This is a genomic window from Pseudomonas sp. (genome assembly GCF_051660785.1).
Lineage (GTDB): Bacteria > Pseudomonadota > Gammaproteobacteria > Pseudomonadales > Pseudomonadaceae > Aquipseudomonas.
The window spans coordinates 1-22483 of the sequence record NZ_JBOFQE010000073.1; the positions used below are offsets into that span (position 1 = coordinate 1).

Annotated in this window: 22 protein-coding genes and 1 tRNA gene; 10 read left to right on the plus strand and 13 right to left on the minus strand. The window is 57.1% G+C overall.

Annotation, left to right across the window (positions count from 1 at the left end; genetic code table 11):
• Nucleotides 1-90 precede the first annotated feature (90 nt).
• Nucleotides 91-786, minus strand: coding sequence for an HAD-IA family hydrolase (locus ACRC4F_RS18685; RefSeq protein ID WP_438660677.1), 696 nt, complete (start codon nucleotides 784-786; stop codon nucleotides 91-93).
• A 252-nt stretch (nucleotides 787-1038) separates the two neighbouring features.
• Here ACRC4F_RS18685 and ACRC4F_RS18690 point away from each other — a divergent pair, with 252 nt between their 5' ends.
• From ACRC4F_RS18690 to ACRC4F_RS18705, 4 genes are all read left to right on the plus strand, one after another.
• The gene (locus ACRC4F_RS18690) at nucleotides 1039-5829 is read left to right on the plus strand and encodes an RHS repeat-associated core domain-containing protein (RefSeq protein ID WP_438660678.1); all 4791 of its coding nucleotides are present in this window, start codon (nucleotides 1039-1041) and stop codon (nucleotides 5827-5829) included.
• A 3-nt stretch (nucleotides 5830-5832) separates the two neighbouring features.
• Nucleotides 5833-6237, plus strand: coding sequence for an Imm50 family immunity protein (locus ACRC4F_RS18695; RefSeq protein WP_438660679.1), 405 nt, complete (start codon nucleotides 5833-5835; stop codon nucleotides 6235-6237).
• A 205-nt stretch (nucleotides 6238-6442) separates the two neighbouring features.
• On the plus strand, nucleotides 6443-6868 hold the full coding sequence (locus tag ACRC4F_RS18700; protein WP_438660680.1) for a HEAT repeat domain-containing protein: 426 nt from the start codon (nucleotides 6443-6445) through the stop codon (nucleotides 6866-6868).
• A gap of 130 nt (nucleotides 6869-6998) precedes the next feature.
• Nucleotides 6999-7424 carry a DUF6896 domain-containing protein gene (locus ACRC4F_RS18705; RefSeq protein ID WP_438660681.1) on the plus strand — a complete coding sequence of 142 codons (426 nt, stop codon included), beginning with the start codon at nucleotides 6999-7001 and terminating at the stop codon, nucleotides 7422-7424.
• Between the two features lie 557 nt (nucleotides 7425-7981).
• On the opposite strand, the gene ACRC4F_RS18710 is transcribed toward ACRC4F_RS18705, so the two are convergent.
• From ACRC4F_RS18710 to ACRC4F_RS18735, 6 genes are all read right to left on the minus strand, one after another.
• On the minus strand, nucleotides 7982-8194 hold the full coding sequence (locus tag ACRC4F_RS18710; protein WP_438660682.1) for a hypothetical protein: 213 nt from the start codon (nucleotides 8192-8194) through the stop codon (nucleotides 7982-7984).
• A gap of 106 nt (nucleotides 8195-8300) precedes the next feature.
• A complete protein-coding gene (locus ACRC4F_RS18715) occupies nucleotides 8301-8483 on the minus strand; it encodes a hypothetical protein (RefSeq protein ID WP_438660683.1) in 183 nt (60 codons plus the stop codon).
• 124 nt (nucleotides 8484-8607) lie between these two features.
• The gene (locus ACRC4F_RS18720) at nucleotides 8608-9036 is read right to left on the minus strand and encodes a glycine zipper domain-containing protein (protein WP_438660684.1); all 429 of its coding nucleotides are present in this window, start codon (nucleotides 9034-9036) and stop codon (nucleotides 8608-8610) included.
• Nucleotides 9037-9228: 192 nt separating this feature from the next.
• A complete protein-coding gene (locus ACRC4F_RS18725; RefSeq protein ID WP_059404653.1) occupies nucleotides 9229-9600 on the minus strand; it encodes a hypothetical protein in 372 nt (123 codons plus the stop codon).
• 337 nt (nucleotides 9601-9937) lie between these two features.
• Entirely contained in the window at nucleotides 9938-10123 is a 186-nt protein-coding gene (locus ACRC4F_RS18730) for a hypothetical protein (RefSeq protein WP_438660685.1), read from the minus strand.
• Nucleotides 10124-10310: 187 nt separating this feature from the next.
• Entirely contained in the window at nucleotides 10311-10634 is a 324-nt protein-coding gene (locus tag ACRC4F_RS18735) for a YbjQ family protein (protein ID WP_438660686.1), read from the minus strand.
• A gap of 321 nt (nucleotides 10635-10955) precedes the next feature.
• On the opposite strand from ACRC4F_RS18735, the gene ACRC4F_RS18740 reads away from it, so the two are divergent.
• On the plus strand, nucleotides 10956-11297 hold the full coding sequence (locus ACRC4F_RS18740; RefSeq protein WP_438660687.1) for a type II toxin-antitoxin system RelE/ParE family toxin: 342 nt from the start codon (nucleotides 10956-10958) through the stop codon (nucleotides 11295-11297).
• 11 nt (nucleotides 11298-11308) lie between these two features.
• The gene (locus ACRC4F_RS18745) at nucleotides 11309-11617 is read left to right on the plus strand and encodes a Fis family transcriptional regulator (protein WP_438660688.1); all 309 of its coding nucleotides are present in this window, start codon (nucleotides 11309-11311) and stop codon (nucleotides 11615-11617) included.
• 128 nt (nucleotides 11618-11745) lie between these two features.
• On the opposite strand, the gene ACRC4F_RS18750 is transcribed toward ACRC4F_RS18745, so the two are convergent.
• Nucleotides 11746-11835, minus strand: a tRNA-Ser gene (locus ACRC4F_RS18750).
• Nucleotides 11836-12142: 307 nt separating this feature from the next.
• Between ACRC4F_RS18750 and ACRC4F_RS18755 the strand changes: the two genes are divergently transcribed.
• The 3 genes from ACRC4F_RS18755 (at nucleotide 12143) to ACRC4F_RS18765 (ending at nucleotide 14875) form a co-directional block, all read left to right on the plus strand.
• Nucleotides 12143-12832 carry a crotonase/enoyl-CoA hydratase family protein gene (locus tag ACRC4F_RS18755; RefSeq protein WP_131062465.1) on the plus strand — a complete coding sequence of 230 codons (690 nt, stop codon included), beginning with the start codon at nucleotides 12143-12145 and terminating at the stop codon, nucleotides 12830-12832.
• Between the two features lie 214 nt (nucleotides 12833-13046).
• The gene (locus ACRC4F_RS18760; protein ID WP_438660689.1) at nucleotides 13047-13769 is read left to right on the plus strand and encodes a 1-acylglycerol-3-phosphate O-acyltransferase; all 723 of its coding nucleotides are present in this window, start codon (nucleotides 13047-13049) and stop codon (nucleotides 13767-13769) included.
• 134 nt (nucleotides 13770-13903) lie between these two features.
• A complete protein-coding gene (locus ACRC4F_RS18765) occupies nucleotides 13904-14875 on the plus strand; it encodes a magnesium and cobalt transport protein CorA (protein ID WP_438660690.1) in 972 nt (323 codons plus the stop codon).
• A 106-nt stretch (nucleotides 14876-14981) separates the two neighbouring features.
• On the opposite strand, the gene ACRC4F_RS18770 is transcribed toward ACRC4F_RS18765, so the two are convergent.
• From ACRC4F_RS18770 to ACRC4F_RS18780, 3 genes are all read right to left on the minus strand, one after another.
• The gene (locus ACRC4F_RS18770) at nucleotides 14982-15710 is read right to left on the minus strand and encodes an amidotransferase (protein ID WP_438660691.1); all 729 of its coding nucleotides are present in this window, start codon (nucleotides 15708-15710) and stop codon (nucleotides 14982-14984) included.
• Between the two features lie 95 nt (nucleotides 15711-15805).
• Nucleotides 15806-17950 carry a 3-hydroxyacyl-CoA dehydrogenase NAD-binding domain-containing protein gene (locus ACRC4F_RS18775; RefSeq protein ID WP_438660692.1) on the minus strand — a complete coding sequence of 715 codons (2145 nt, stop codon included), beginning with the start codon at nucleotides 17948-17950 and terminating at the stop codon, nucleotides 15806-15808.
• Between the two features lie 25 nt (nucleotides 17951-17975).
• Nucleotides 17976-19181 carry an acetyl-CoA C-acetyltransferase gene (locus ACRC4F_RS18780; RefSeq protein WP_438660693.1) on the minus strand — a complete coding sequence of 402 codons (1206 nt, stop codon included), beginning with the start codon at nucleotides 19179-19181 and terminating at the stop codon, nucleotides 17976-17978.
• 597 nt (nucleotides 19182-19778) lie between these two features.
• Between ACRC4F_RS18780 and ACRC4F_RS18785 the strand changes: the two genes are divergently transcribed.
• Nucleotides 19779-20600, plus strand: coding sequence for a c-type cytochrome (locus tag ACRC4F_RS18785; RefSeq protein ID WP_438660794.1), 822 nt, complete (start codon nucleotides 19779-19781; stop codon nucleotides 20598-20600).
• Nucleotides 20601-20720: 120 nt separating this feature from the next.
• Here ACRC4F_RS18785 and ACRC4F_RS18790 read toward each other — a convergent pair whose 3' ends face one another.
• Together ACRC4F_RS18790 and ACRC4F_RS18795 are read right to left on the minus strand one after the other, a co-directional pair.
• Entirely contained in the window at nucleotides 20721-21536 is an 816-nt protein-coding gene (locus ACRC4F_RS18790) for a transglutaminase family protein (protein ID WP_438660694.1), read from the minus strand.
• Nucleotides 21533-22483, minus strand: a complete 951-nt coding sequence (locus tag ACRC4F_RS18795) for an alpha-E domain-containing protein (RefSeq protein WP_438660695.1) — start codon at nucleotides 22481-22483, stop codon at nucleotides 21533-21535. Before ACRC4F_RS18795 ends, ACRC4F_RS18790 begins: the two co-directional genes overlap by 4 nt.

The following is a 22483-nucleotide window of genomic DNA, read 5'->3' on the forward strand; positions in this document are numbered from 1 at the left end:
GAGCCTGCTCGCGAAGACGGAATATCAGTCGACATCAATGTTGCCTGACACACCGCCTTCGCGAGCAGGCTCGCTCCCACACTTTCTGTATCAAGCCCATTCGAGGGCAGGCAAACCACAAGCACTCGGCTTGAACGCCTTCAACGTACGAAGAATCCCATCGGCGTGTGCGTACTTCTCGTCAGCCATCGCCGCGTCGGGAATCGCAATCGCCGTCATCCCCGCCGCTTTCGCCGCAGTGACACCGAAAGGCGAATCCTCAAACACCAGGCAATCTTCAGGCGCAACGCCCAGGCGCCGCGCCGCCGTGAGGAAGATGTCCGGTGCCGGTTTGGCCGCGCCCACTTCAGGGTCATCGGCCGTCACAACAAAATCGAACAGCGCGAACCAGTCGCGGTGCAACGTGGTTTTCTGGCCGAACGACTGACGCGAAGAACTGGTGCCGACTGCAATCGGGATATTGTTGGCTTTCAAGTGCCGTACCAGTTCCTCGGCGCCGGGCATTGCCAGCGCTTGTGGAAAACGCTCGCGCATCAGCGGTTCACGAATCACCAGAAATTCTTCGGCAGTGATAGGCAGCTCCAGCGCCTCGACCACGTACCGCGCCAGATCCCCCGCGCCACGACCGATGATGTTCTGCTTGATGCTCCAGTCGAAGACTCGACCGTAGCGCGCAGCAATCATCGACGTGACCTCGGTATAGATGCCCTCCGTGTCCAGCAGCAAACCGTCCATATCGAAAATCACGGCCTTGATCGGGCCGAAGTCGTTCAGCGTTGCATTCATCGCATCTGATCCGTTTTCTAATGACATCCCAGAGGCGGCTCAGGTGCGGCCGGGTCCGTGATCGATTAAAGGATTCAGCAGCATAGCGAGCACGGCAGCCATCGAGCAACCGGCAATGCCTGACAGATACAAAAAGTGCTCGTCGTCATTTAGCGATTTTCCCTACATAAAACGCCTCTTTTCCCGACTTCTTTACCCGTTGATCCCAAGCAAAGTCTCGCGCTCAAACTTGATCTGCGCGAGGGACTGCGAATGTTCGTACCTGACAAGGTACTGGCCTTGAATAACGCCATCGGCTTGCTGGTGGTTGCCGCCATGGACCCCGAGCAGCCGAACGTCGAAGCGTTGCTCGGTGACTTTCGGCTTTGCCTCAATGACTACGACGCCTGGGCCGAAAGTTTCTGGACCGGCAAGGCGCTGGATATCGAGCAAGTGTTCAAGGTTGGCAATGAAGTCCGCCTGGTCGCGCCGAAGAACTCCACCACACCTGTCAGCTCCACAGTCGCCGCGTGCCCGGCCGCGGGTCGCCTGACGCTGGTGCATATGTTCGACGCGGCGCGATTCGTGCCGATCGGCAACACGCCGGTGATGCTTGAGCCTATGAACGCTGACGGTACGTTCGGCGAGCCGGTTCATGACGAGATCGGCCCCAGCGGCATCCTCGAAATCCCCGAGTGCGAGCGCAGCCAGCGTTATCGCATCACCTTCTTCCCGAATGTTTCCGCTGAGCATGTCAAAGCACTCTACGCCTCTTATCAAGGCGTCATCAGCGACCTGGAAGGCTGGCTGCGTAGCGAGTGGGCTACGGAGTTCGAACCTTCGTGGGCCGAGTTCTCCGAAGCCGGTTTCATCAAACGCTACGGCCTGCTGCAACAGGCCGATTGGCTCGGTTTCGAGAATTCGCTGAACGGGTTGTGGGATGACGTAAAGCAGATCTACGAGCTGATCGCGAACCTGCAAGCCAACAGTGAAAAGCTCCTTGAGTACCTGACCGAATCTGAACTTGAAACGCTACTGAATGCTTCGGCTGAATCCATCGCCAATCTGCTGCTGGTGTTGAGTGATGAGCCGCTGATGTTCATTCATCTGGCGGCAATCACCAGTTGGCTGAGGATGTTGCCGCCGCAGTACATCGCCGAAGTCGTGGCGGAGATTCGTACGGGAATATTAATCAGCCTCCTGCTTGCGCGCTTCACAGGTCCTGCAGGACTGACGCTCGGCATCAGCGCCAAAGTGCTGGACAAGGTCAAATCCGACCGCGCGCGTAACTGGCTGGCCGCCGCGAGCCTGAGGCTGGCCGGGCTTGGCGCCAAGACCGATCTGACGACCCACGCGGGCGTACTCAAACCCCTCGCGGTCAATGTCCGAAATGCTCCGCTGAACCCCGCACCCGCTGTGCCGTTGCAGATCAGCGCGGGCATTGCGCCGGTTTTGCTAGTGAAAAACCCGGTCGCCATAGCTCGAGACAAATCCGCCGCCATGACCCGACTGGGCCGTCATGAACGCCGTGACGACGTCCCCGACCAAGCGAAAAACCCCAACGGCGACAGCGCCGATTGCGGGCCGCTGACCTGCACCAACGGTTGTCCGGTGTCGATGGTTACCGGCGAGGAATTGCTGACGCTGGATGATGGATCGCTGAACGGTTTGCTGCCGTTTGCGTTTACCCGGTTGTACCGAACCAGCGCCGTGGAAATTGACTGCGGACTGGGCTGGGGCTGGAGTCATTCGCTGGCGCATCGGCTGGACCTCGACGCAGAACGCGTCGTCTGGACCGACCATGAAAACCGTCGCACGACGTTTCCACTGCCCGACGCTGGCCGTCCGGCGATTCATAACAGCCTGTCGCGAGCCGCGATCTACCTGGGAAACACGCCAGAAGAACTGGTGCTCGCGCTGGCCGGTGAGACAGCGCGGTTTTACCACTTTGTGAAGGGTCGGCTGACGACCATCAGTGATGCCTACGTCAACCGGCTGCACATCACTCGCGACCGTCAGGATCGCATTCAACGCATCGACAACGGTGCAGGACGTGCACTGCTATTGCGTTACGAGCGCAGGCACATCGTTGCGGTCGAGTATCAGTCGTTTCATCCCGCCGAGGGCTTGGTGGATGCCTGGCGTACAGAGCAAACGCTGATTACCTATCGCTACGACGCTCGTCAGCGGCTGATCGAAGCAACCAATGCTGCCGGCGAAAGCGAACGGTATGACTACGACGATCAACACGTGATTCTCCAGCGGCAACTGGCCGGTGGGGCCAGTTTCTTTTGGGAGTGGGAAAGGTCTGGCAAGGCAGCCAGATGCGTCAGGCATTGGGCGACTTTTTCGCAGATGGATACACGCTATGCCTGGGATGACGACGGCGGCGTATCAGTCAAAAACGCCGATGGCAGCGAAGAAGTTTATGTCCATGACGATAAGGCACGGTTGGTGCGTCGGGTTGAGCCGGACGGCGGCGAGCATCTCAAGGCCTATGACCAGAAAGGTCAGTTAATTGTCGAGCAGGGGCCGCTGGGGGCGATTACTCAATACCGCTACGACGAGATGGGCCGGCTGATTGCGCTGATCCCTCCTGAAGAAGAGCCAACGTCCTACGAATACCGCAACGGTTACCTGCATGCGCAATACCGCGGTAAAGCGGTGTGGAAATATCAGCGTAATGCTCAGGGCGACGTCACCGAGGCGACCGATCCCGACGGTCACATAACGCACTACCACCACGATGCTCAAGGACGGCTGCTGTCTATCCGATACCCGGACACCAGCCGTCACGTGTTCGTGTGGGACGCCGTTGGGCAGCTGATTGAAGAGACGCTGCCGGACGGCAGCCAGCGGCGGTTTTCCTACGATGTATTGGGACGGCAGATTACCCGTCAGGACGAACACGGTGCCGTCACTCACTGCCAATGGGACGCCGTTGGCCGACTGATTCAAACGATTCTTCCTACGGGCGCCAGTCGCGCCTTCAGCTACAACGCCTACGGCAAGATCACCGCCGAACGTGATGAATCGGGGCGCGTCACCCGCTTTGAATACAACGATGACCTGCACCTGGTCAGCCGCCGAATCAACCCCGATGGCACGCAGCTTCGTTATCGCTACGACAACGCACGACTGCTACTGACGGAAATCGAAAACGAATCCGGCGAACGCTATCGACTGGACTACACGCCCGGCGGATTGATCCGAGAGGAAACCGGCTTCGATGGCCGACGCACGGCGTATGCCTACGACCTCAACGGCCATCTCCTGGAAAAAACCGAATTCGGCGATGACGGCTCGCAGCTGTTTACAAGTTACCAACGGGACGCGGCCGGAAGACTGCTGGTCAAAAACCTGCCCGATGGCGTCAATGTCGAGTATCGCTATGACAGCCTCGGTCGTTTGGCCAGCGTCGATGACGGCCATGACCATCCGTTGGAGTTCGGATACGACAAGCACAATCGCCTGATCATCGAGCATCAGGGTTGGGGCACGCTGCGCTATGCCTACGACGCCTGCGGCAAGCTCAACCGCCTGCGTCTGCCGGACAACAGCAAACTCGACTTTCACCACGCCAAGGGCGGTGTGCTGACAGCCATCGACCTGAACGGCACGCGTCTTACAAGCCATACCTTTAAAGCAGGCCGCGAACTGCAGCGTCAGCAAGGCATGTTGTCGAGCCAGTACGACTACGACGAACAGGGTCGTTTGAAAGCACACGCTATCCGCCAACCGCAGCATCCGCTGTATCGCCGCGACTATGCCTACAGCGCCAACGGCAATCTCGACAACATAGCCGACACCCGCCACGGCCAACGCAGCTATCAATACGATCCGCTCGACCGCCTGATCCGCGTCCGCCACTCCCGCGACCAGCAGCCCGAAAGCTTTGCCCATGACCCGGCCGGCAACCTTTTGATGCAAGACCGGCCCGGCCCGACCAGCCTAAAAGGCAATCGCCTGCAGATGCAGGGCGATCGCCATTTTGACTACGACGCCTTCGGCAACCTGATCCGCGAACGACGCGGTACTGCACAAAAACTTGTCACTGAATACCGCTACGACAGCCAGCACCGTTTAATCGGCGTCACTCTCCCGAACGGCAACTCCGCCAGCTACCGCTACGACGCCTTCGGCCGCCGCATCAGCAAAACCGTCGACGGAAGAACCACCGAATTCTTCTGGCAAGGCGACCACCTCGTCGCCGAACACAGCCAGGACCATCACCGCAGCTACGTCTACGAGCCCGGAACGTTTAGCCCACTGGCCATGCTCGACGGCAGAGGTCCGCATCAGGCCTGCCCGTTCTACTACCAACTCGACCACCTCGGAACACCACAAGAACTCACCGACTACAGCGGCGACATCATCTGGGCCGCCCAGTACACGGCGTATGGCCGCCTGACCCGACTCAACCGCGACACACATCAGGTGCTGGACCAGCCGTTGAGGTTTCAGGGGCAGTACTTCGATGCGGAGACCGGGCTGCATTACAACCGGCACCGGTATTACAACCCGGATCTGGGACGGTATCTGACGCCGGATCCGAGTGGGTTGGCGGGTGGGATTAACGGGTATCAGTACACTCCGAATCCGACGGGATGGGTTGACCCATTGGGGTTGAGTTCCAATTGCCCCCCGAAAAGCGAACCTTCCGATGCTTGCATCAACCCAGGCGAGCCGGAGCTTCCGCAGGTTTCACGGCACGGAGCGTTCAGAAGAGCAAAAGCTGATGCTGGCGTTCCCTTGACTCAGCAACCTGACATGCAGATTGATGAGGACAGTGGAAAAACACGACAATTCACATACATAAACATGAGCGATATCAACGGGAAGAGTATATTAAATTCATATGGAAGACCCATCAGAACTAGAGAATACCGATACACAAAAACGGATAAATCTATAATTATTCTTCAAGACCATTCCGCAGGCCATACATTTGGGGGCGAGAGCCAAAGAGGGGATCAGGGCCCACATTTTAACATTCGGCCTGCTGACAACCCTAGAACGGGCAAAGTTAAAAACACTAAAGAGCACTATCCTTTTAAGAGATGACACATGAAATACTGGAACGATCTAGATGGAAGTGAATTTTTCAACATGGTATTCAGCCATCCTGTTGAGATAGGAAAAATCACGCTTTTTTCAATGCGCATTGATAATAATCGTCCCAGCGTGACCCTTGGCTTCGACATCAGCGAACTACCTGACAGCCCACCAAAAAAATGGCAAACCGCAAAATACAACTCCTGTCGAATAGGCATTAGCTGCAGCGACATAAGTGATCTTATAGTAAAAAATATACCAACAAGAGAAACCTTAAACATGACCATTGAAAAGCAAGATAACATATTTTACATACGTGCAGTTTCAAAAAACTCCAGCATCGAGTTCAAATCTGTTTTCCCTAGGCTTTGCGATCCTTCTGTTTATTTAAATGATCCAGACTCAGCATGTTACTGACGCACTAATCCTCGAATATCAGCTTAAAGAACAGAAGGGGAAAAACGCTATGTTCCACCGGAATCCGGCGCTAATGGGATCAGGAGGTTCGCTTCTTTTAGGTATCCTCTCTGCCGGCGTCTTGCGCTCCACTCCCAGTGCTTCTTTTTAAATCATTAAATCGACCGGCATTTGCTCTGCCACATTTATTCAGCTGGAGATATCCGTGAAGTCAGAAGACGAGAGCGAGACTTTTCAGAAGCTTGAGAGGTGGATTGGTGATTCAGAAAACTCCGACTGGACTGCCTATTCCAGCGAGCTTGTCGTCAAAGTGGTGTTGTGTGATTTTGCAGCTGAAGATGGGGTGAAGCTTTCATCAACAGTGTTAGGCAAAGATGAATACTGGCAACAACGTTGCATCGTTTCGTTAGGAGAAAACCGCTCACCTGAAGCAATTGAAATAATGAAGCTTGTCCTCATGAGCTCTCCTTATATTGATGCCCGCACAATCGCAATTTACGAACTGGACTGGGCCGAGGTCGCGATAGAAAGTAAATTTGCGTCAGCCATACTTGAAGTCATAAATTCGACACCACATAAGAAAGTTGAGCTCGAACTTAAATCCTTATTAGCAAAATCGCAAACCTCATAACGGGTTAAAGGGACAGATTTATTTAATCTGTGAAAAACATAGCTGGTCAGAAAGGAAATTTGAACAGCATTGAAGAAGCTCTAGAATCCGCAAGTAATGTAGGACATGACAGACTGGAGCACCGAAGACGATGAGTTACAGGAACCAGAGTCTTGAGCAACTGATATTTGACTTCCTATCGATGGTGGATAAAGCCACTGCTTTGCTAGAAGAAAAATTTAGCAATCGATGCATTCTGAGGCAGTGGCGCACAAATGAAATCGAGCGATGCGGAACAATCATAGGCGACATAACATATGAATTACACGGCGTAGGCTGCGCCGTTTATTTTCCTGATACATGTATAGACTTTGATTACGGTCCAGACGGCAGAACAGATGGATTTGATGTTTGGAGACTCTACATTTTCGCTTGTGAGTTGCCGACGAAGTACAAAAAGTATACCGATAGCAAAGTACTTGAAGCCGAGTTCAGAGAATATTTACAACTAGGCAAGTTTGAAAAAATGTCAGATTCACCCGGCCAACTGTATTTTTTAAGTACTGGCGGGTTTTAAATAAGAAGCAGGCAGCTCTGTGTACTAGTCAATTCGACCCCTAGCATGGGGTGCTAGGGGTCGTACACTCAACCTCCCTAACCACCAGTCCCCCCACCAGCACCTCCCGTCCCTCTCCCCGCACTCCCCGAACTCCCACCGCTCCCACCACCACTCATTCCAGAACCACCAGAACTACCGGATCCTCCAGATCCACCTCCAGAACCGCTCCCAATCGAACTTCCACCGCTCATCGACCCGCTTCCCGCCCCCGGGCTGGTGCTACTCCCGCTCGCATCGCCGGCATTCCCACCACCAATGGAGCCAGGCGGCAGTGCCTTTCCATCTCCAGAACCCGCATTCATTTCAGTGGAGGGCGGCATCCCGCCCTTATCAACCGGTGCGTCATCGCCGGAAGATTGAGCAAGCGCCGTCACTGAACTGGCCGACAACACGCCGCTCACCATCAGGACCATCAATGTTGACCTGATCATGGTGCATCTCCTTTAAAAAGGTACGTACCTGATTTCTGGCAGCGCTGGCTTTTTAAAGGTGCCGCTCAATCGACGAATGGAATTTCAGCTCGGTTCACCAGACGCATCGTTTCCGGCAATGTCCGGATCTTCGGGAGTAGCCTCGACATCGCCACGCTTCACATCATCAGTCGGCACTTGCTCAACCGCAGTGTCGTCATCAGGCGGACGTTGATCGCGACTCAAGGGGTCGGTGGGTGAAGGCAGCGGATATTCGGGGGTATCGTCGACATCGTCGTCTTTCGGATCAGCGTTCATTCAGCACCTCTCGAAGGGCCTGAAAGGCAGGCCCTGAAATTTCGAGGGTTGCAGCATGCTTGGGTTCGGTCAGAGAGACGATCGGTCGAATGCGCTACTGCGCAGGTCAATCTTCGTCTTCTTCCTCTTCTTCATACTCGAGGTTGCCCACATCTCCGGCATCATCGGAATCGTTGAGCGGCACCGTTGCGTCATCCATCAAGGAGCCCGGATCTTCATTGCCAGGGTCATTGATGAACGGAAGACCGCTGGGGCCCTTTTCTTCCTTGCCTTCGGTTTCAGGTGTCATGGCATCCTCACAACGTTTGGGGTGTATGACGTTCGAGGCGGCCTGCGACCAAACGTTCCGGAGTCCTGCAGACAGATACGAAAAACCCGGCCTGGGCCGGGTTTCTGACAACTCTGACGTCGAATCAGTGATGCTTATTCTTGTGCTTGTTTTTGTGCTTGTGCTTGTGACCGCCACCGGAATGGGAACTGCCGCTGTCGGTGCCGAGGTTGTTACCTACCGCACCACCTGCCGCCCCGCCCAAGCCTGCACCAATGGTCGAACCGGTAGAACCGCCAAGGCTGTTACCGATTACCGAGCCGCCCGCCGAGCCTAACCCGCCGCCAACGGCCGCTGCTGTTCGGCTGCCCTTGGGAGCACCGACTGCGCTACCGGCTGCGCCGCCCACACCAGCGCCAATCGCTGCGCCCGTGCTGCCACCCATTTGCTGGCCCACAACGTTACCCAGTGCTCCGCCAATACCACCGCCAACTGCCGCAGTGCCGTCACCGGCAGCCATTGCACCTTGAGCGACCAAAAGTCCCAGAACCAACGTGGACAATGTCAAACGCATGATATGAACCTCAAATTCCGCATCGGGGGTGAAAGTACGCCTTGCGGATGGGCGTGAGTCTAGCACCTGCACTCACTGAATCCGGCCAGCGATGAAGGTTGGACAGCTGTAAATTCGAAGTCAGTGAAAAAGAAACATCCAGATACGAAAAGCCCGGCAAGTAGCCGGGCTTTTCGATCCGTTCGATCAGGATCAGTGACGCTTGTGACCTTTGGCCAGATTGCTGCCCACGCCACCGCCCAATGCGCCGCCCAAGCCCGCGCCGATGGTCGAACCGGTCTTGCCGCCAAGGCTGTTGCCGATCACCGAACCACCGGCCGCGCCGACACCGCCGCCAATGGCCGCTTTGGTGCGGCTGCCTTTGCGCGCAGCTACCGCGCTGCCAGCTGCGCCCGCAACACCTGCGCCGATCGCTGCGCCGGTGCTGCCGCCCATGCTCTGGCCGACCACGTTGCCCAACGCACCACCCAGACCACCACCGATTGCAGCAGTGCCATCACCGGCAGCCATCGCACCTTGAGCCACCAGAAGTCCCAGAACCAGAGCAGGCAGTGTTAAACGCATGACGAAAAACCTCAAAAAATAGGGAAAGCCGAAAAGTCGGGGATTGAATGCTTTCGAGAAGGAAACGTCCACACAAAATCGCCCCCCTTCTCGCAATTGGCGACGGTTGGACAGCTTTTATGGAAAAGGTTTTATTGCAGGCAAAAAAAAGCCCGCTGGGGAACGGGCCAGGTACTGCTTTCTAACGGATGAGCTGAGACTACGTAGGCGGGTGTGAAAAGTTTGTGAAAAAACATCAACAGAAAAATTTACGTTGGTCTGTGGGCCATTTCCGGAGGTGTCGAGACGCCAAAAACAAAAAACCCCACTCATTGGCGGGGTTTGTCCGGGATGATCATTACTTCGTGGGCGGCACCACTTTGGGCCTGAATTTCGATTTGAACACTTTGGTCGCTTTGGATTTTACCTTGCTGGTCTCAAGCGGATCTTCACCGAAGCCCGCCACGTATTCCGTCTGACCGCACTGCACGCAATTGTTGATTGGAAACTCTGCCCCGTCGTCTTCGATATACGGATCAGCCATAGCCCTTCCCCTCTCAAAGCGGGATCGATACCGGCAAGCCCTATTGCCTGAAAAATATCGACCACCAAGGCTTTTGAGACTAGCCGGTCATTACCGGACTTGTAATTCAGATTCCCGCATGCCCGACGAATGGCCCACGCAGCGTCCTACGAAATCAACAGGCAATTAAACAGACTCACAGCCTCACTCACCGCAGCTTTACCGCCGTCCCGGTCACAAACACCACCACCACCATCCCGCCCTTGCCGGCCGGCATGCTGATCTCAAAGTCGAGCCCAACCACCGCATCTGCCTGAAGCGCCCGCGCCCGCTCCTTGATCTCCTCGGTCGCCTGAATCCGCGCCTCCTTCAACGCCCGCTCCAGCGTCTGAGAACGCCCACCGAAAAAATCCCGCATGCCAGCGAACAGGTCGCGAATAACGTTAACGCCTTGCACCGACTCGGCGCTGACGATGTCCAGGTAAGCGGTGATCTGGCGGCCTTCGATGGCGTGGGTTGTGGTGGTGATCATGGGGATTCCTTCTTAATCAATATTTGCTCAAGACTACATGGAGAGAAGCTCAGACAACGCATCCGACACCAGCAATGTCACAGACATTCCCACACCGCTGTCATGCGTCCTACATCATTTTCAGAAACGCCTCCGCTGATTCACCTGGTACAACTTCAGACCCAACGTAGAAACTCAGATACCCGAATCCCTGGCATCCGCTGCCAAAAAATAGATCTGTATCGTCTTCTGAAAACTCTTCTGCTGATCGCAACATCTGTCCGCTGATCAGACTCCTCAGCGGAAATTTGCGTCATGCACCTATTTAGGTACATTTCACTCATGACTGAAGCAGCACCAGTGCTCAATGCCCGTTTCTTTCGTACAGATGCTGGAAATGAACCTGTGCGGGAATGGTTAGCCGATCTCCCTCGCGACCATAGGCGAATGGTCGGGACAGAGATCAAAACTGTTCAGCTGGGATGGCCTCTCGACATGCCGGTTGTCCGGAAGCTTGAAGTTGGCCTTTGGGAAGTCCGGGTCGACCTTGGCGACACCATAGCCCGCGTTATTTTCACGGTTACCGGATCTGACATGGTGTTGCTGCATGCATTCATCAAAAAAAGTCAGAAAACACCTGCACCAGACTTGGCAACTGCCAAACAGCGCAAAGCAAAACTATGAGGGGGCAAAAAATGAACAAGCATATAGGGTCTGACTTTGATGACTTTCTCGCCGAACAAGGTCTTGCCGAAGAGGTTTCTGCCGCAGCTCTCAAACGCGTTATTTCCTGGCAAATTGCTGAAGCTATGAAGTTGCAGCGTGTCAGCAAAAAAACGCTTGCTGAACGGATGCATACCAGCCGCACCGCAGTGGATCGGGCTCTGGACCAAAACGACTCTGGAATGACCTTAGCCACGTTGGCGAGTGCTGCCCGTGCATTAGGCCGGCGTGTAGAGGTACGTCTGATCCCTGAGGGCAAAGAGTCTCACGTAGGAGCCTAGTCATTGGATAGTGACCCAGCGTCATCACACGTTCAGCCAAAAGTTGCCAACCCCTTTCCAAATTACTCCCCAGAAACCACAAAACCCCTGATTTCTCTCGAAATCAGGGGTTCTGGTTACATCGAATTTGGCGGTGAAGGAGAGATTCGAACTCTCGATACAATTTCTTGTATACACACTTTCCAGGCGTGCTCCTTAAGCCACTCGGACACTTCACCGTATCTCGTCAAACATGTTCTGTCTGTCGAGGCGCGCTAATGTAGTCGAAAGCTTTTCTGATGGCAAACTTTTTTTGCAGAATTTTCATGCGCTTAGCGTTTTAGTCGTTCCTGTCGGTTCAGGGCCATGGCAATCCTGCCAATCTCCGGCTTCGCGCCCCCTTCTATAAGGAGGGGAATGCACGGCAGGAGTGGCGGGCTACGCTTGCCCGGCGGGGAAACGGTGACTGGCGGGTCAGTCACGGCGCTTTACCTGACCTGCTGCGGTGGGTAACGTCTGCCCAACTTTCATACAAGGAATAGCGTCATGAGTGAGTTGATTTCCTACCATCTCGAAGACGGTATCGCGACCCTGACCTTGAGCAATGGCAAGGTCAATGCCATCTCGCCGGACGTGATTGCTGCGTTTAATGCTGCGCTGGATCAGGCGGTGACTGATCGTGCGGTGGTGATCATTACCGGCACGCCGGGGATTCTGTCCGGCGGTTATGACTTGAAGGTGATGACATCCGGCCCTAAAGAAGCGGTCGCACTGGTGACTGCCGGTTCGACGCTGGCCCGTCGTCTGTTGTCGCATCCGTTCCCGGTGATCGTGGCGTGCCCTGGGCATGCGGTGGCCAAGGGCGCTTTCCTGTTGTTGTCGGCGGATTACCGCATTGGTGTCGACGGCCCGTTCAGCATTGGCCTGAACGAAGTGCAGATCGGCATGACCATGCACCACGCCGGAATCGAGATCGCACGTGATCGCCTGCGCAAGTCGGCGTTCCACCGCTCCGTCATCAACGGCGAGATGTTTAATCCGCAGAGCGCGGTGGATGCCGGTTTCCTCGACGTCGTGGTGTCGGCCGAAGAGCTGCAAGGTGCGGCACTGGCGGCGGCGCGTCAGTTGAAGAAGATCAACATGACCGCGCACAAGAACACCAAGCTGAAAGTGCGCAAGGCGCTGCTCGATACGCTGGACAACGCGATCATCCTGGATCAGGAACACATGGGTTAAACCCAGACACGCTGTACAGAAAAGCCCGACCGTCGTGTCGGGCTTTTTCATACGAGCGCTGTTGAAAATCTCACAACCGCTCTAGTACGCGTCTGACCCACAAGTCGGAAACATGCGCACAAACATCGCCTAACTCCTCCCTCTATAGCGGCAATTGCCGAAAACAGTGCACAACCGTACACTGCGCCACCTTTTGTCCCGGTGGGGCCTGTAAATGCTGTTTGTGTTTCGTATGTTATTGATGAGCCTGCACTTTATCCTGGCCGGCGTGCTGGGGGTGATTCTTGGCCTGTGTCGCCCGTTCAACCCGGACAACAGCCGTTTATGCGCGCGTCTGTATGCGTGGCCGGCGATGTGTATTTTGCGTTTACGGGTGAAGGCCGATGTCGGGCCGTTGATGGATAAGCCCGAGAGCTGCGTGATCATCGCCAACCATCAGTCCAACTACGATCTGTTTGTATTCGGCAACGTGGTGCCCCGCCGTACCGTGTGCATTGGCAAAAAGAGCCTGAAGTGGGTGCCGCTGTTCGGGCAGTTGTTCTGGCTGGCAGGCAATGTGTTGATCGATCGCGGCAATGCGCACAAGGCGCGCCAGTCGATGCTGACCACCACGCACACCTTGCAGCATGAAGACACGTCGATCTGGGTCTTCCCCGAAGGCACACGCAACCTCGGAGAAGAATTGCTGCCGTTCAAGAAAGGCGCGTTCCAGATGGCGATCGCCGCGGGTGTGCCGATCGTGCCGGTGTGTGTCAGCAGTTACGTTAAACACATGCGATTGAACCGCTGGCGCAGTGGGAAAATTCTGATTCGCTCGCTGCCGGCGATTCCTACGGTGGGATTGAGCCTGGACGACATGCCCCTGCTGATCGCCCAGTGCCGCGAGCAGATGCGCGAATGCATTGAGTCGATGGACCGGCAACTGCAAGCCGCGTAAAAAAGAAACCCGCCTCGTGCGGGTTTTATTTTGCCCACGAACTCTACAGATTTCAGTGACTCTCAAGCAGCAGACAAGGCTAAAGTGAACACTGCCTGCCACTGCCACCTGCAAACAAGAAGTGAACCTGAATCATGGGTAGAGTTGTCGCTGCTGCGGTTTATAGCGCCGGTAAAAAAGTCACCAATATTACTCTCGATGAAGGCGCTGCCTGGGCTGCAAAGCCTGGCCACTTTGTCTGGATCGGCCTCGAAGAGCCAAACGCCCTGGAGCTGACCAACCTGCAACGCCAGTTCAACCTGCACGAACTGGCCATCGAAGACGCCCTGGAAAAGCACAGCCGACCGAAGCTTGAAACCTTTGGCGACGCCTTGTTTATCGTCACGTACTCACCGATCCGGAATGACGGCAAACTGGAGTTCATCGAGACTCATATCTTTGCCGGCAACGGTTACATCATTACCGCACGCAATGGTCACTCGGCGTCCTACGCCCTGGTCCGCCAGCGTTGCGAGGCGCGTCCGATCCTGCTGGAGCACGGAGAAGATTTCGTACTCTATGCCATCCTCGATTTTGTGATTGAAAACTACCAGCCGGTGGGCGAAGCGATCCATGCGGAGATCGATGAGCTGGAGCGCAATGTGCTGTGCAGCGCGCTGAATGAACACGACATCCAGAAGCTGCATGGCCTGCGCCGGGACGTGTTGCGCCTGCGCCGTTATGCGGCGCCGATGGTTGAGATTGGTGAGGAGCTGCAGAAGCTGAGTTTCCCGTTTATCGACAAGAACATGCGCCCGTATTTTCGCGATGTGCAGATTCACGTAACACGGCAGATGGAAGACCTGACGACGCTGGCCGATATTGCCAGCCAGACCATTGAGGTCGGGGTGCTGCTGGAGGCATCACGGCAGAGCGTGGTGCAGCGCAAGTTTGCGGCGTGGGCAGCGATTCTGGCGTTCCCGACAGCAGTGGCGGGGATTTACGGGATGAATTTCCAGAACATGCCGGAGTTGACCTGGCATTACGGGTATTTCGGGGTGTTGGGGTTTATTGCGGTGGGATGTGTGAGTTTGTGGGCGAGTTTCAAGAAGTCGGGGTGGCTTTAATACGCTTTTGTGGCGAGGGAGCTTGCTCCCGCTGGGTAACAAAGTTGCCCCAAAACGGGCCTGCTTCGCAGTCCGGCGGGAGCAAGCTCCCATTCACTGCAACGTTTTAGACCGATTTAGCCTCTGGCTTGTGCGCCACAAACCGCATCATCCACTCTGCAACGGTCGCACCGTGGTGCTCTTGCTCAAGGCTCGCCACGCCTTTCGTGTACACCTGCTCGCCCAACGCTTGCTGACGAATCTCCAGCAGAGCGCGCGAGTAATCGTGAATGAATTCCGGATGTCCCTGGAAGCACAACACCTGATCGTTGATGTGGTAAGCGGCGAACGGGCAGAAATCGCTCGAGGCGATGACTGTGGCGTTTTCCGGTAGCGACGTCACCTGGTCCTGGTGGCTGATCAACAGCGTCAGCTCTTCACGCACCGGACTCATCCACGGCGCCTTGGCTGCCATTTTGTAGCTGTGGGTGCCGACGCCCCAGCCTTGGGTCGCACGTTCGCTCTTGCCGCCCAACAGCAGCGCCAGCAGCTGGTGGCCGAAGCACACGCCCAGCAGTTTGTCGCCACGCTTGTAGCGGTCAAGCAGGTAAGTTCTAAGGGTTTCAATCCATGGGTCGGTGCCGAAGGAATCGGCCTTGCTGCCGGTGACGAGGTAAGCGTCGAAGGTCAGGCCATCACTCGGGTACTCGCCCTGCATCACGTTGTACACGGTGAACTCGGCAGCGATGGGTTGCTGCGAAAACAGATGCTGGAACATCTGCCCGTAACCCTGATACTGATCGATCAGCTCTGGACGCAGGATGTCGGTTTCCAGAATGCAGATGCGTAACGACATAAAAAATACCTGACACGTGATGGGAATAATGCACACCCCAGAGCCTGCCTCGAAACACCGTGACAAGGCAAGCCCCGGAAGGCGTCATACGTCCCTTAGAACGCCTCCCCTTTGGCCGCTTTCTCCAGCAATAACGCCGGTGGCGCAAAACGCTCGCCATATTGCTGGGCCAGGTATTGCGCGCGGGCAACGAAGTCTTTCACGCCGTACTGGTTGATGAATTGCAGCGCCCCGCCGGTCCAGGCCGCGAAGCCGATACCGAAGACTGAGCCAATGTTGGCGTCCGCCGTCGAGGTCAGCACGCCCTCCTCCACGCAACGCACGGTTTCGATGGCTTGCACGAACAGCAGGCGATCGCGCACATCCTTAGGCGAAATCTGCCCGTCGGCTTTCTCGAAACGGCTTTTCAGCTCCGGCCACAAATGTTTCTGGCCACCGGCGGGGTACTCGTAGAAGCCGCCTCCTGCGGCTTTACCGGGCCGTTTGTATTCATTGAGCAGCAAGTCAATCACGGCGAACGCCGGGTGCTCAATCAGCGGTTTCCCTTCTTCTTGCAGGTCTTTGGCGGTTTGCTGGCGGATATGGCTCATCAGGCTGAGGGAAACTTCGTCGGAGATCGCCAGGGGCCCGATCGGCATGCCCGCCTTACGCGCTTCCGTCTCGATCATCGGCGCGCTCACGCCTTCGCCGAGCATGGCGATGCCTTCGTTGGTGAAGGTGCCGAACACCCGCGAGGTGAAGAAGCCACGGCTGTCGTTGACCACAATCGGCGTTTTCTTGATTTGCAGGACGAAATCGAAGCCGCGCGCCAGGGTTTCGTCGCTGGTGTTGGCGCCTTTGATGATTTCCACCAGCGGCATTTTCTCCACGGGACTGAAGAAATGCAGGCCGATGAATTTGGTTTGATCCGGCACGGCAGTGGCCAGGCCACTGATCGGCAAGGTCGAGGTGTTGGAGGCGATGACTGCGGCGGGGCCGACGACTTTCTGCGCCGAAGAGGAGACTTTGGCTTTCAGCTCGCGATCTTCGAAGACCGCTTCAATGATCAGATCGCAACCGGCCAGGTCCGCATCGCTTTCGGTGGTGTGGATCCGCGCCAGAATCGCCTCTCGCTGTTCCGGGAGCATCTGGCCGCGCGCGACCTTCTTGTCCAGCAGTGCTGCTGAGTGAGCCTTGCCCTTCTCCGCTGCCGCGAGGTTGATGTCCTTGAGCACCACTTCGATGCCGGCCGAGGCACTGACAAGGGCAATGCCCGCGCCCATCATCCCCGCCCCGAGCACGCCGACTTTCTGCGTGATGTAAGGTGTAAACTCTTTGGGTCGCGAGCCGCCTGCATTGATCTCGTTGAGTTGAAACCAGAAGGTGCCGATCAGGTTTTTCGAGATCTGGCCGGTGGTCAATTCCGTGAAGTAGCGAGTTTCGATCAGGTGCGCGGTGTCGAAATCCACCTGAGCCCCTTCAACCGCCGCGCACAGAATCTTCTCCGGCGCGGGCATGCAACCTTGGGTTTTGCTGCGCAGGATTGACGGTGCGATGGCGAGCATTTGCGCGACTTTCGGATTCGACGGCGTGCCGCCGGGAATCTGATAACCCTTTACATCCCACCGCTGTACCGCCGTCGGATGGGCAATAATCCAGGCGCGCGCCTTACTCAGCAGCTCTTCGTGATCCGCTGCCAGCTCATCGATCAAACCCGCCTGCAACGCCTGTTGCGGCCGCACTTTCTTGCCTTCGAGCAGGTACGGCAAGGCTTTTTCAATGCCCAGCATGCGCACCATGCGCACCACCCCGCCGCCGCCCGGCAACAGGCCGAGGGTCACTTCCGGCAGGCCGAGTTGCACGGACGAATTGTCCAGCGCCACGCGGTGATGGCAAGCGAGGCAGATCTCCCAGCCTCCGCCCAGCGCCGCGCCATTGATCGCGGCCACCACCGGTTTGCCGAGGGTTTCCAGGGTGCGCAGCTGGCCCTTGAGCGTCAGGACCATGTCGTAAAAGGCCTTGGCTTCGGGTTTGCCGACCTTGATCAATTCATTGAGGTCACCGCCGGCAAAGAAGGTTTTCTTGCCCGAGGTGATGATCACGCCGGCAATGCTGTCCTTTTCGGCCACCAGTCGCGCAACGCAGGCGGCCATCGCCTCGCGATAGACCGCGTTCATGGTGTTGGCGCTCTGGCCCGGCATGTCGATGGTCAGGACGACGATCTGGTCCTGACCTTTTTCGTAACGAATGGCTTCGGTCATGTCACTTGTTCCTTAAGGTCGGGGCTCAGAGGCGTTCGATGATGGTGGCAATGCCCATGCCGCCGCCGACACACAAGGTCGCGAGGCCATAGCGCAGGCGCCGGGTTTCCAGTTCATCGAGCAGCGTGCCGAGAATCGCGCAACCGGTGGCACCCAGCGGATGGCCCATGGCGATGGAGCCGCCGTTGACGTTGACTTTGTCCGGGTCGACAGCCATGTCCTTGATGAACTTCAGCACCACCGAAGCGAAGGCTTCGTTGACTTCGAACAGGTCGATGTCTTCAACCCGCAGCCCGGCTTTGGCAAGTGCCTTGCGGGTGGCCGGCGCCGGGCCGGTGAGCATGATGGTCGGATCGGTGCTGGTGACCGCCGTGGCGACAATCCGCGCCCGGGGCTGCAGACCCAGCGCCCGGCCTTTGGCCTCGGAGCCGATCAGCATCAGGGCAGCGCCATCGACGATGCCGGAGCTGTTGCCCGGGGTGTGCACATGGTTGATCCGCTCCACCTGGCTGTAAACGCGCAACGCGGTGGCGTCAAAACCCAACAGCCCCATCATCTCGAAGCTCGGTTTGAGCTTGCCCAGGCCTTCCAGGGTCGATTCGGCGCGGATGAACTCATCGTGATCGAGCAGGATGATGCCGTTCTGATCCTGCACCGGCACCAGCGACTTGTTGAACGAACCGTTGGCCCGGGCCCGCGCTGCTTTTTGCTGGGAATGCAGCGCATAGGCATCAACGTCCTGGCGGCTGAAGCCTTCAATCGTGGCGATCAGGTCGGCGCCGACGCCTTGCGGGGTGAAATGACTGTGCAGATTGGTTTCCGGGTCCAGCGCCCAAGGACCACCATCGCTACCCATGGGCACGCGGGACATGGACTCGACGCCACCGACCACCACCAGGTCTTCGAAGCCGGAGCGGACTTTCATCGCGCCGAGGTTCACCGCTTCAAGTCCCGAGGCGCAGAAGCGATTGATCTGCACACCCGACACGCTGACGTCCCAATCGGCGACTTGTGCCGCGGTCTTGGCGATATCCGAACCCTGATCGCCGATCGGCGTGACACAGCCGAGCACCACGTCATCGACCTGACTGGTGTCCAGCGAAGTGCGCTGCTGCAACGCCGTAAGCAGCCCGGCCACCAGATTCACCGGTTTGACGCTGTGCAGGGCGCCATCGGCCTTGCCTTTGCCACGGGGCGTGCGTAACGCGTCGAAAATCAAAGCTTGGGTCATGACGTCCTCGAACCTGACGGTGAGTAAATACTGAGCTTCCACCTTAGGCCGAGCCGCCATGGATTCAATGACCGCAGTGCTCACTGGCGTTGACGGACACGCTCAGACGGACGGTCGTCCGGGTGCGGATTAACCGATTCACGTCACCAAGCTGTCTAGCAAACGGGCGCCCAAGAAGCTGGCAATAGGCCTCATGTCTTTTTAAGAGCTTTAAGTGAGCGGACCATACGAAATGGATCTAAACCAAGCGTGACGCGGGCTCTAAGGTGAACATGTACGAAGTTGTCGTCGGGTTTTGCCGAGGCACTCGTCTTACAGGAAGTTCAGCGCTCTGCCGTCATGGAGATATGCAGGCAGGCATCAGGAAATAACAAAAAAGGCGGTCAAGCCATGTTCAAGCATTCGAAAGTACGTCAAGCCGGGCTCATTCTTTTCGCCACTACGCTGTTGTTGATTTTGCCGAACCTGACCAAGGTGATCGGCTAGTCGGACTTCAAATAATACGGCGCCAGGTTTTTATATCGCCCTCTTAAAAATGTGACTGGCTCGCTACCCGGGCCAGCGTGGGTGTGCCAACCTTTGCGGCACTTCTACGACATGGACGGCGATCATTTGAAAACGCTCATTCTGTTCGGGGCCTTGCTGCTCAGCACGCCCTTGTATGCCGCACAGCTGAATCTCGAGCTGGGCGCGAGCAGTCGCACCTGGCAGACCGAGGAATTGCTCAAGCACCCTCAGGCCCAGACCATCACCATCAGCAACGACGTTTCCTACAAGCGGGACATGAGTTATCGCGCGGTTCCGTTGGCGGCATTGTTGACCGGCATCAAGCCTGAAGATCATCTGCAAGCCGTGGCGCTGGACGGGTTTGCTGCAGAACTGTCGGCGGCGCCGTTGCTGAACGCCAAGGGTGCGCGCGCGTGGCTGGCGATTGAAGACCCGGCCAAGCCGTGGCCTGCGCTATCCGAAGGCAAACCGGGTGCCGGGCCGTTTTATCTGGTCTGGACCGATCCGCAGGCCGGCAACATCAGTCCGGAGCAATGGCCGTTTCAAGTGGCGAGTATCAAACGCCTGGCACCGGTGGCAGAGCGCTTCCCTGCCCTGCTGCCCGATCCTGCATTGAAGCCGGACGATCCGGTGAATAAAGGCTTTGCGCTGTTTCAGAAGAATTGCCTGGCCTGTCATCGGCTCAACGGTGCCGGGGATGCGCAGTTCGGGCCGGATTTGAATATTCCGTTTAACCCGACCGAGTACTTCGGGGCGGATTTCCTGAAGCGCTACATTCGCGATCCGCAGAGCTTGCGGCAATGGCCTCAGGCGAAGATGCCGGGGTTTGCAGCCACGGTGTTGCCGGATGGGGATCTGGAAATGTTGGTGGGGTATTTGAAGCATATGGCTGGGCGCAAGGTTAAGCCCTGACACTATTCCCCTGTGGGAGCGAGCCTGCTCACGATAGCGGTGCGTCAGTCAGTAAAGTTGTGGCTGACACTCCGCTATCGCTAGCAGGCTAGCTCCCACAGGGGTTATGGGGTGTTGCAGTCATTGTTGTTGGACAGAGATAACCGGCGCAGGCATCGGCGTCGGCGACACAAACACTTTCGCATGCATCTGCTCGCACCCACCTCCCCGACGCATCCCTCGCACCGGGCAGGCATCCAGGTAATCCAGGCCCACCGCCAATTTCAAATGCCGTTCAGGCCGGGCCAGTTCGTTGGTCACATCGAAGCTGTACCAGGCGTCATCCAGCCAGGCTTCAGCCCAGGCGTGACTGGCCAGGTGTTCGCTGTTCTCGCTGTACAAATACCCCGACACATAACGCGACGGAATGCCCAGGCTGCGAGCGCAGGCGAGAAACGCATGGGCGTGATCCTGGCAGACGCCGGAACGCCCGGCGAAGGCCTGGGCGGCGCTGGTGTCGACTTCGGTGGAACCCGGCGTGTAGGTCATGTGCGAATTCAGGCCATGCATCAAGTCGATCAGCGCCGTACGATCCCGGCGCTTTTTGCATTCCTTCTCGGCAAACGCACGCAACGCCTCGTCTGCTTCGGTAAGGCGCGTGAAGCGCAGGAACGGCAACGCCGACTGGCTCTCATGCTCGGCTTCGCGCAGCTCATCGATGTCCACCTGGCCACGGGCACCAATGATGATCGCTTCGTGCGGCTCATCCATGGTCAGCACGTGCAGGATGTTGCCGAACGGATCGAGTTGCGCGCGCACCGGGCGCGGCAGGTCGAGTTGCCAGCTGAGTACGTGCTGACGCTCGCTGTCGTGGGGTGTCAGTCGCAGGTACTGGATGCTCGCCCGCACCTGATCTTCGTAGTGATAGGTGGTTTCGTGGCTAATGGAAAGTCTCATGCAGCCTCCAGGTAGGAACTGTGAATGGCGTTACCCAACTGGCGCACCAGCGGGATGAATTCGGTCAGCCAGGCGTGCAGCCCTTCGTCGAGAATTTCGGTGATGCCGGTGTATCTCAGACGCGCGTCCATCTCCGCCGCCAGACGTTGCGCGGGACGGCCATTGGCCCCCGGCAGTTGAGCGAGGATCTGGTCGATTTCTTCAGTGCAGGCGCGCAGTGAACGCGGCACATCGGCGCGCAGCAACAGCAATTCGGCCACATGCCGGGCGCCGGGTGCGTCGCGGTAGATTTCGGTGTAGGCCTCGAACGACGACAACGCCCGCAGCAACGCACTCCACTGGTAGTAGGCGTGAGCCGTGCCATCGCTGACCGCTTCGGCCTGATCGCCGGCCATTTCGTAACGGGCGTCGAGCAGGCGCAAGGTGTTGTCGGCCCGTTCGATAAACGTCCCCAGCCGGATGAAGCGGAACGCATCGTTGCGCATGATCGTGCCGTAGGACGCGCCACGGAACAGGTGGGAACGTTCCTTGATCCACTCACAGAAACGGCTCATGCCGTAGCGACTCAAACCCTGTTCGGCAATCCCGCGAATTTCCAGCCAGGTGGCGTTGATGTTTTCCCACATGTCGGCGGTGATTCGCCCACGCACCGCATGCGCACTGGCCCGCGCCGCGCCGAGGCAGCTGTAGATGCTCGCCGGGTTGGCCGCGTCCAGGGCAAAGAAATGCAGCAGCCGTTCGGCGTGCAAATCACCGTGGCGCTCGAGGTAATCGTCCAGGGTGCCGGTGATCAGCAGCGGCATGGCCAGTTCGTGCAGACCGTCACCGCGACCATCCTGCGGCATCAGCGACAGCGAATAACTGATGTCGAGCATCCGTGCGAGGTTTTCCGCCCGCTCCAGGTAACGCGACATCCAATACAAATCCGAGGCAGTTCTACTTAACAT